Origin of the sequence: Sulfitobacter sp. W002 (genome assembly GCF_025142135.1) — a bacterium.
GTDB classification, from domain to species: Bacteria; Pseudomonadota; Alphaproteobacteria; order Rhodobacterales; family Rhodobacteraceae; genus Sulfitobacter; species Sulfitobacter profundi.
Window position 1 is genome coordinate 716,208 of sequence record NZ_CP081126.1, and the last position, 9,751, is coordinate 725,958.

Sequence of the window (9,751 nt, forward strand, 5' to 3'; positions counted from 1 at the left end):
AGGTCGGTTTTTGGCCATGTTGGGTCGGCTGGTGCCTGCGGTCTCTTGCCTTGCTGCGTACAACGGGGTGAGCCTAGGGCAGAGGGATTGGCAGATGAAAACGCAAGTCAAAGCATTGATTGTCGGGGGCGGCGCGGTTGGCACGTCGATTGCTTATCATCTGGCGAAGGCGGGTTGGGATGATGTGATGCTGTTGGAGCGGGACGAGTTGACCTCGGGCTCGACTTGGCATGCGGCGGGGCTGCTGCCGTTGTTCAACATGTCTTTTGCGACGACTCATATCCATCAGTACTCGGTCGAGTTTTATAAGACCTTGGAGGCTGAGACCGGGCTGAACGCGGGTTTTGCCGTGGTGGGCAATCTGCGGATGGCGCAGACCGATGCGCGGATGGATGAGTATATGCTCTATGCCTCGACCGCGGAGACCTGTGGCGTGCCGTATGAATGGCTCACCCCGGATGAGATCAAGGCGAAGTGGCCGTTGATTGAGACGGCGGACCTGAAGGGCGCGCTTTATCATCAGACGGACGGGTATATTAACCCCGCCGATGTGACGATGGCGATGGCCAAGGGGGCGCGGCAGCGGGGCGTGGCGATTGAGCGCAAATGGCAGGCGGATGCGTTTGACTGGAATGGTACCCATTGGGAAGTGACCTGCACGAAGATGGTGGAGAAGGGCGGGAACCTTGTGCCGTCGGAGGAGCAGATCGTCATTACCGCTGAGCATGTGGTCACCGCGAGCGGCAACCATGCGCAGCGCACGGCGCGGATGCTGGGGATCAAGATGCCTGCGATTCCCGTGGAACATCAGTTCATTGTCATGGACCGCGATCCGGCGCTGGTTGATTACCGCGCGGCGGGGCATGGCGAGCATCCGGTGATCCGCGATGCCGATGCGCAAAGCTATGTGCGTGAGGAACGCGGCGGCTGGATTCTAGGGGTCTATGAGAAGAACGCCCCGGCGCGGTTTGAATATGGGGTGCCGGACAGTTTCCGGGCCGATCTGTTCCAGCTCGATCTGGAGCGGATCGAAGATCAGTATATGGCGATGAACCACCGTATCCCCTCGGCTGAGGATTGCGGGTTGAAGGACGATTTCAACGGGCCGATTTGTTACACGCCTGATGGTAATCCGCTGGTGGGGCCAGCGCCGGGGCTGAGCAATATGTGGCTGGCGGAAGGGTTTTCCTTTGGGATCACGGCGGCGGGCGGCACCGGCTATTATCTGGCGCAGATGATGGTTGAGGGCGAGGCCGAGATCGACATGGCGAGCCTTGATCCCAAGCGCTACGGCGATTGGATGACCACGGAATATGCCGCGCGGAAGAATGAAGAGGCTTACGACCACGTTTATATCCTGCACCATCCGGATGAGGAGCGTCCTGCGTGTCGGCCGCTGCGGACCTCTCCGGCCTATGACCGGCAGGCGGCGCGGGGGGCGCAGTTTGGGCAGGTGAATGGTTGGGAGCGGCCGAATTATTACGCGCCGGAGGGGTTTAGCGACCATGACAGCCGGTCCTTTCGGCGCGGGGGCTGGTGGCAGCACGCGGTGGAGGAGGCGCGGGCTATTCGTGAGGGGGTTGGGCTGATCGACGCCACGGCCTTTACCAAACATTTGGTGCGCGGGCCGGGGGCGACGGCTTTCTTGGATTGGTTCACCTGCAACAAGCTGCCGTCGGTAGGGCGGATTAACCTGACCTATGCGCTGACGGGGGCAGGGACGACGCGGACGGAATATACCATCGTGCGGCTGGCGCAGGACGAATATTACCTTGTCTCGGCGGGCGCGTGGAGCGCCTATGACAGCGATTACCTGCGCAAGGCGATTGCCGATAAGATGCCCGAGGTGGGTTATGTCGAATGTCATGACGTGACCACGCAGTGGGGTGTTTTTGCGATTGCTGGGCCAAAGTCGCGTGATGTGCTGCGGGATTTGGTGCGCGATGCGGAGCCCGACACGGTGCTGAGCAACAAGCGGTTCCCCTGGCTGACCATGCGCAACATCGAGCTGGGGATGGTGCCGGTGCGGGCGATCCGGGTGGCCTATACCGGGGAGCTCGGTTGGGAGTTGCATCATCCGATTGAGATGCAGAACCATCTGTTTGACGCGCTGGAGAAGGCCGGCAAGCCGCATGGCATGAAGCTGGTCGGCGCGCGGGCGCAGAATTGGCTGAGGCAAGAGAAGAGCTATCGCGCCTTTGGCAATGAGTTGGGCCGGGATGCGACGCCGTTGGAAGCGGATTTGCCGCGTTTTGTGGACCTCAGCAAGGAGTTTCACGGGAAGCAGGCGATGCTCGATCACGGCATTCGCGTGAAATGCGTGACGGTGCTGATCGACGGGCCAGAGGATGCGGACCCTTGGGGGCGTGAGGTGCTTTACAATGGTGCGCGGCGCACCGGGCGGCTGACCTCGGGTGGCTATTCGGTCGCATTCGGCAAGAGCATCGGCATGGGCTATGTGCAACTGCAAGACGCGGTGGTAGGCACGAAGCTGAAGGTAAAGATGCTTGATCAATTGTGGGAGGCCGAGGTGGTCGAAGACAGTCCCTATGATCCGAAGAACCAGCGCATCCGGGCGGACGGTTGATCCGGCGGGGGTTGCTTGCTTTTTTCTGTGTGCTGGCGCTGACGGCGGCGCTGTTGCGGGACAATCCGGTTGTCAGCGCGGCGCAGGGCTATGCCGCGGATGTGGCGACCACTGCGGCGGCGTCTTATGTCACGCTGCGCACGTTGAATGCCTTTTTGTCGACCGCGCAGGAGATTGAGGTGGGGCTGTCCTTCATCGCTTCGGGGTCGGCGCGACCTTTGAAGGTGTTGGAACCGATTGACGACACGGTTGAGCGGATCGCGGGGTTGGTTTTCGGCGTGATGGTGGCCACCGGGGTGATCGCGGTGGCGCTTGGCCCGGTGAGCGCGATTGGCTTGGGGTTGCTGGGCCTCGCGCTTGGGATATGGGCCTTGAGCAAGCGTGGGCATGGGGGGCTGCCCCGGCGTTTGGCTTGGTACGGTGGGTTTCTGGGGCTTGCGCTGCCGCTGGCTTTGGTGGTGTCGGAGCCGCTGGCCGGGACGCTGACCGAGGGGGTCTATGACCGCAATATGGAGGTGATCGAGGAGATCACCGCCCGTGTCGGTGGCAGCGAGGCTTTGGGTGAGGAAGAGCCGGGGCTGACGGAGTATCGGCAGCTTGCCAGCAACCTTTGGAGCCGGGCGGATGAGTTGATTGGCGCGCTGTTGGCGGTGCTGGGCGTGCATGTGTTTCGGATATTCTTGCTGCCGCTTTTGCTGGTGGGCGGGCTGTTTGTCGTGGCGCGTCATTACGCGCGGGATTGAGTGCGGCTGCAAGCGGCGCGCGCGGGGCTGAGGTGGCGCAGCGGTATTTAAGAAAGGATGAAAGGGGGGAGGTGCGCCCCCCTTTGGCGTTTAGCGTGCGGCGCGGGTGGCGACCCAGTTTTGCCATTGGGCGCTGCTGCCGGAGAAGGCGTTGAGGTCTACGTCCCCGCCGATGCCGGGGACGATGCCAGTGGCGCTATATTGCCAGAAGCGCCAAGTTTGGCTGGGGTAGGCCTCGGCGGGGGTTTTGGCAGTGGTGCGCAGCCAGAAGTCATAGCCGTTAAAGCCAGATAGGCCATTTTCGCGGTAGAATTTCGGTGTTGTGTAGATGACCGGGCGCTGGCCGTAGTGACGCTCTACCACGGCGAGCCAGCGGCGCATTTGGTCGCGGACTTCGGATGCAGGCGGGCGGATGTGGGCGCAGGTGGGGGAAAACGGGTTCCATTCCATGTCGAGCACCGGGGGCAGCATGCCGGGGGTGCGCGGCACGTTGCGGATGAACCAGCGGGCCTGATCCTCGGGCGAGGTGCAGAAGTAGTAGAAGTGGTAGGCGCCGCGTTTGACGGCGGCTTGGCCTGCGCCTTGCCAATGTGTGTCGAAGTTAATGTCTTTGAGGTCGCCCCCCTCGGTGGCTTTGATGAAGGCGAAGTTCACGCCGTTTCTGCGGGCGGTGTTCCAGTCGATGTCGTTTTGAAAGCGGGCCACGTCAATCCCGTGGACGGGGAAGGATTGCGGTGTGCGGCCGTTGAAATCCACCGGGTCGCTGTCGCCGAAACGCGCCGGGAAGAGCGTGCCGGGATCGGCGGGGGGCGGGGTGCTTGGGCTGCCACAGGCGGCGAGGGCAAGGAGCGACAGGATCAAGGCGCGGCGGAGGATCATGGGCGGGGCTTTCTGGCGATGAATGCGAGGTTGTTGGCGGGCATGTCCACTTCGTCGATCGGGCTCAGGCCCGCATCGCTAAGCCAGCGGGCCATGTCGATGTTGTCTTTGTAGCCGATCGTGGGATCGGCGGCGCGCAGTTCGGCGTCAAAGCGGGTGTCGCCGGGGGAGGTGGTTTGGCCGGCGCGTTTGAAGGGGCCGTAGAGGACCAGCGTGCCGCCGGGGGCGAGGGCGGCGGCGGCTTCGGTGATGAGGGTTCGCGTGGCCGGGGTTGAGATCAGGTGCAGCAGGTTGACCAGCAGGATCAGATCGAAGGGGCCATGTTCGCCCGCCCAGCCGGGCTGGGTCGCGTCGAGTGGCAGGGCCGGGGCGATATTGGGCAGGGCGGCCTCGGCCGCGTGGGCGTTGATACTGGCGCGGCGGGCGGTGTCGATGTCGCTGGGCAGCCATGTGAGGCCCGGCAAGCGTTTGGCAAAGCCGACCACATGCTGGCCGGTGCCGCTGGCGATTTCCAGCGCGCGGCCTTTTTGTGGAGCGTGGGTTGCCAGCAGATCGCAAAGCGCGTCGAGATTGCGTGCGGCGGCTGGGGCGAAAAGACGGTCGCCGCCTGCGTCTTCGGCGACGCTGGCACTCGGGGGCAGTCGGCTCATGATTGCTCTTCTAGTCGGTCGGTGGCCGGGGGCGGTGTGGGCGAGAGCGCGGCGATGGCGGCGTAGGTTTGCGGTGTCATCTGATAGGTCATCGCGGCCAGTGACGGTTCAAGCTGTGCCAGAGAGCGGGCGGAAATGATCGGTGTTGGTGCCGTTGGATGTGCCGCCGCCCAAGCCACTGCGAGGGTCGCAGGATGGGTGCCCAGATCGCGGGCGAGGGCGGCAAGGCCGGCAGCGGCGCCGTGCATCACCTCTTGTCCGTAGCGGGCAGCATAGCGGTCATCTTCGCTGAGGCGACCTGTGCCTCCGGTGGCATATTTCCCGGTGAGCAGCCCGCCGCCCAGAGGGGAGTAGGGCGCGACGAGAATGTCGAGGTCATGGGCCATGGGGAGGATCTCTACCTCGGCTTGGCGTTTGACGAGGTTGTACATCGGTTGGATCACGGCGATCTCTAGGCCGAAGTCGGCGGCGATATGGGCCGCTTTGACGACCTGCCATGCGGCGAAGTTGGACAGGCCCACTTGGCGGATGTGGCCCTGATCTTTCAACTCGGCCAGCGCGGCGAAGCTTTCGGTCAGCGGTGTGTCGGGGTCGAAACGGTGCAGGTAGAGCACGTCGAGCGTATCGAGCTGCATTCGTTGGCGCGACGTCTCGGCAGAGGCGAGGATATTGGCGCGCCCTGCGCCGCCGATATAGGCGGCTTTGGTGGCCACGATCAGGCTGTCGCGGCGGTCTTGCACGAACTGACCCAGCAGTGTTTCAGAGGCCCCGTCGGTATAGACATGCGCCGTGTCGAAATGGGTGATCCCCGCCTCGATACAGGCGTCGAACATCGCGCGGGAGGCCGCCGCATCGGCACGGCCGCCAAACTGCATGGTGCCGAAGGCGAGGCGGCTGGCGGGGGTGCCGTCAAGGCTGGTGAGCATCTGGTTCATGCACGATTGGTGGCATGGGCGCTGCCCGCGCGCAATGGGCTTGGCGCGGGGCAGGCGGTGGGGCGCTAGGCGTTCTGCGACTCGCCCTTTTCCAGGGCGCGTTGGTAGGCGGGGCGGTTTTGGATCGTCTCGATGAAGCCTTTGAGTGCCGGATAATCCGCAGCCCGGCCTTGGCGCATGGCAACCTCGGCGGGGAAGCTCAGCATGATGTCGGCTGCCGACAGCGTATCTTGCACGAAGTGGCCGGAGGGGCGCACGAGGCTGTTCATATAGCTGTAGTGGTTGTCCAACTCTGAACTGATACGCGGATGTAGGGGCGCGGCGGCATCGCCCAAGCGCGAGACATAGAGGTTGAGCAGGATCGGCGTCATGGCAGAGCCTTCGGCGAAATGCATCAACTCCATATGGCGCAGGAAGGCGGGGGTGTCGCGCTCGGGGATCATTTCGGGGGCGAAGCGGGTGCAGAGTAGATCGACGATGGCGGCGCTTTCGACAACCAACTGGCCGTCAATCTCGATCATCGGGGATTTGCCCAGTGGGTGCACCAGTTTCAACTCGGGCGGGGCGAGGTTGGTTTTGGCATCGCGCTGATAGCGGATGACGTCATAGGGCTGGTCCAACTCCTCCAGCAGCCAAAGGATGCGCTGTGAGCGGGAGCGGTTGAGGTGGTGCACGGTGATCATGGCAAGCGCCTTTCACAAAGAGGGAAGGGCGAGCCTAACAACCCCGGCGCGGGCCGCAATGGAAAAGGGGCGCACGGTTGCCCGCACGCCCCTGTCATCTGTCAGCCGGTTCGGCTTATTGCGGGATGGTGCCTTCGATGCCTTCGACATAGAAGTTCATGCCCGCGAGCGTGCCGTCATCGGCGGTCTCGCCTTCGGCCAGCCAAGCGGAGCCGTCTTGCTTGTTGATCGGCCCGGTGAAGGGGTGGTACTCGCCCGATGCGATCTTGTCTTTCATTTCCAGCGCTTCGGCTTTCACGTCGGCAGGCACGGCGTCAGAGATCTCGCCAATGCCGACCATGCCCGGCCCAATGCCGTCCCATGTATCAGTGGATTCCCATGTGCCGTCCATGACCGCTTTGACGCGCTTGATGTAGTAGGGGGCCCAGTCGTCAATGATGGAGGAAACGCGCGGCTTGGGGCCGTATTGCGCCATGTCGGAGGCTTGACCGAAGGTGATCACATTGCCCGCTTCCTGTGCCGCCGCTTGGGGTGCTGTGGAATCGGTGTGTTGCAGGACCACGTCGGCACCTTGTTCGATCAGCACTTTCGCGGCGTCGGCTTCTTTGGCCGGGTCAAACCATGTGTAGGCCCAGACGATTTTGAACTGAACGTCGGGGTTCACTTTCTTGGCGTGGATATAGGCAGAGTTGATGCCGCGGATGACTTCGGGGATCGGGAAGGAGCCGATGTAGCCGATGATATTGCTCTCGGTCATCGAGCCCGCGATGTGGCCCTGAATGGCGCGGCCTTCGTAGAAACGTGCGGAATAGGTCGAGACGTTGTCGGCGCGTTTGTAGCCGGTGGCGTGCTCAAACTTCACATCCGGGAATTTCTTGGCGACGTTGATCGTGGGGTCCATATAGCCAAAGGAGGTGGTGAAGATCAGGTCAGCACCGTCGAGCGCCATCTGCGTCATCACACGCTCACTGTCGGGGCCTTCGGCAACGCTTTCGACGAAGACGGTCTCGACCTTATCGCCGAACTCTTCTTCGACGGCCAAGCGGCCTTCGTTATGCTCGTAGGTCCAGCCGCCGTCGCCCACGGGGCCAACAAAGACAAAGCCGACCTTGGTCTTGTCTTGAGCCACAGCGCCCGAAGCAAGGCCGAGCGCAAGTGCCGCGCTGGTCATAAGGGTGGTTAGTTTCATAAGGTTTCCCCTGTTTACGTGCCCCTTGCTGGGGCTTGATGTGCGGCTTGAGGGCCGCGTGACGTGATGCCCCTAGTTTGAGGCGTGGAAGGTTCGGCCCAGAGAGGCCGGCGCGGCGCTTTTGTCCGCCGACAGCACCACCAGAACGATGATGGTGATGATATACGGCGACATTGCCAGATACTCTACCGGTATGGCAACGCCCGCGCCTTGCAAGTTCAACTGCAACTGGGTGATGCCGCCGAAAAGATAGGCACCCAGCAGCGCGCGCCATGGTTTCCAGCTGGCAAAGACGACGAGGGCGAGGGCGATCCAGCCGATGCCCGCGGTCATGCCTTCGGTCCATTGCGGCACGCGGATCAGGCTGATGTAGGCGCCGCCCAAGCCCGCGCAGGCCCCGCCGAACAGGATCGCGGCGGTGCGGATGCGTTTGACCTTATAGCCAAGCGCATGGGCCGCGTCGTGGCTTTCGCCCACGGCACGCAGGATAAGCCCGGCGCGGGTGAATTTCAGCACCGCCCAGACGCCTGCCACCAGCGCGATGCCCAGATAGAGAATGATGTCATGGGTGAACAGGATCGGCCCGATCACCGGGATGTCGGCCAGCGGGCCGAAATCGATATCGCCCAGCCGTGGCGGTTTGATCCCGACGTAGCTTTGCCCGATCAGCGCCGAGAGGCCGAGGCCGAAGAGCGTCAGCGAGAGGCCCGAGGCGACTTGGTTCGCTAAAGTGACTTGGGTGAGGAAGGCAAAGAGCAGGCTGAGGGCCGCGCCCCCGACGGCCGCGGCGGCAAAACCCAAGAGGGGCGAGCCGGTCTCGACCGCCGTGGCAAAGCCGCAGATCGCGCCGGTGATCATCATGCCTTCGACACCGAGGTTCAGCACGCCGGATTTCTCGACCACCAGTTCACCGATGGCGGCAAAAATCAGCGGTGTGGCCGCGACAAGGAAGCCTGCGACAAACAAGAGCGGGTTGATTGCAGAGAGATCCATCAGGCAGCCTCCGCCGCGCCAAGACGCAGCCGGTAATGTGTGAAAACGTCCAATGCGAGCAGGAAGAACAGGAGCATCCCTTGGAACACTTGGATCGCAGCGGCGGGCAGGCCGAGGTTGGACTGCGCGATGTCACCGCCAATATACGTCAGTGCCATCAGCCCGCCCGCGAGCAGGATGCCGATGGGATGCAAACGGCCAAGGAAGGCCACGATGATCGCGGTGAACCCATAGCCCACGTTAAAGTCGATGGTGATCTGACCCGAGGGGCCGGAGACTTCGAACATCCCCGCAAGCCCGGCCAAAAGGCCCGAAGTTCCAAGGCAAAACAGCACCAGCCGCGCCGGGTTCACGCCGGAAAATCGCGCGGCACGGGGTGCTTCGCCTGTCACGCGGATGGCAAAGCCCAACCGGTGTTTGGCGAGTAGGACGTAGGCGAATATCACCGCGATGAGGGCCGCGACCACGCCCCAATGCATGCCGGACCCCGCGAAAAGCTCGGCGTTATGCGCGGGCGCATATTGTTGCAGGTTGCGCGAGCCGGGAAAACCATAGCCTTCGGGGTTCTTCAGCAAACCCAATGACATAGAAGCAAGGAATTGCTCGGCCACATAGACCAGCATCAGCGAGACGAGGATTTCATTGGTGCCAAAGCGCACCTTCAAAAGGGCGGGGATCATCGCCCAAAGCCAACCGCCAAAGGCACCCGCGAGCACCATCAGCGGGAAGATGTACCAGCCCTCTGCGGGGTAGAACGCCAGCCCCATCGCGGCACCAAAGATGGCGCCCATGATGTACTGCCCCTCGGCCCCGATGTTCCAGATGCCCGCTTTGAATCCAAGGCTGAGGCCGATGGCGATCAGCACCAAGGGTGCCCCTTTGATCAGCAATTGCGGGCGGTAGTAAAAGGCATATTCGCCAAAGAGCGGCTGCCAGAAAATTGTCTGAAGGGCTTCCACCGGGTCTTTGCCCAGCACGGCGAACAAGAGCCCGCCAAAAACGAATGTCGCCAGCACCGCCATGATCGGCGTCGACAGGGAAAGGGCCCGGCTGGGCTGCGGACGCTTTTCAAGGCGGATCACAGATCACCCC

9 protein-coding genes are annotated in these 9,751 nt (G+C 62.7%); 2 read left to right on the top strand and 7 right to left on the bottom strand.

Annotated features, from left to right (window positions below):
* The first annotated feature begins 94 nt into the window (after positions 1-94).
* Entirely contained in the window at positions 95-2,587 is a 2,493-nt protein-coding gene (locus K3758_RS03540; protein WP_259947683.1) for an FAD-dependent oxidoreductase, read from the top strand.
* Between the two features lie 11 nt (positions 2,588-2,598).
* Positions 2,599-3,330: a hypothetical protein gene (locus K3758_RS03545; RefSeq protein ID WP_259947685.1), complete on the top strand. Its 732-nt coding sequence runs from the start codon at positions 2,599-2,601 to the stop codon at positions 3,328-3,330.
* Positions 3,331-3,420: 90 nt separating this feature from the next.
* On the opposite strand, the gene K3758_RS03550 is transcribed toward K3758_RS03545, so the two are convergent.
* The 7 genes from K3758_RS03550 to K3758_RS03580 all read right to left on the bottom strand — a co-directional run bounded on the left by K3758_RS03550 (position 3,421) and on the right by K3758_RS03580 (position 9,741).
* The gene (locus K3758_RS03550) at positions 3,421-4,209 is read right to left on the bottom strand and encodes a glycoside hydrolase family 25 protein (RefSeq protein ID WP_259947687.1); all 789 of its coding nucleotides are present in this window, start codon (positions 4,207-4,209) and stop codon (positions 3,421-3,423) included.
* Positions 4,206-4,859, bottom strand: a complete 654-nt coding sequence (locus K3758_RS03555; protein WP_259947690.1) for a class I SAM-dependent methyltransferase — start codon at positions 4,857-4,859, stop codon at positions 4,206-4,208. Before K3758_RS03555 ends, K3758_RS03550 begins: the two co-directional genes overlap by 4 nt.
* The gene (locus K3758_RS03560; protein ID WP_259947692.1) at positions 4,856-5,794 is read right to left on the bottom strand and encodes an aldo/keto reductase; all 939 of its coding nucleotides are present in this window, start codon (positions 5,792-5,794) and stop codon (positions 4,856-4,858) included. The genes K3758_RS03555 and K3758_RS03560 overlap by 4 nt, the downstream gene beginning before the upstream one ends.
* Positions 5,795-5,859: 65 nt before the next feature.
* Entirely contained in the window at positions 5,860-6,477 is a 618-nt protein-coding gene (locus K3758_RS03565) for a glutathione S-transferase family protein (protein WP_259947694.1), read from the bottom strand.
* 115 nt (positions 6,478-6,592) lie between these two features.
* Positions 6,593-7,666: a BMP family ABC transporter substrate-binding protein gene (locus tag K3758_RS03570; RefSeq protein WP_259947696.1), complete on the bottom strand. Its 1,074-nt coding sequence runs from the start codon at positions 7,664-7,666 to the stop codon at positions 6,593-6,595.
* Positions 7,667-7,738: 72 nt separating this feature from the next.
* Entirely contained in the window at positions 7,739-8,659 is a 921-nt protein-coding gene (locus tag K3758_RS03575) for an ABC transporter permease (RefSeq protein ID WP_007117877.1), read from the bottom strand.
* Complete coding sequence (locus K3758_RS03580; RefSeq protein ID WP_259947698.1) at positions 8,659-9,741, bottom strand: ABC transporter permease; 1,083 nt, start codon at positions 9,739-9,741, stop codon at positions 8,659-8,661. The genes K3758_RS03575 and K3758_RS03580 overlap by 1 nt, the downstream gene beginning before the upstream one ends.
* Positions 9,742-9,751: the final 10 nt, after the last annotated feature.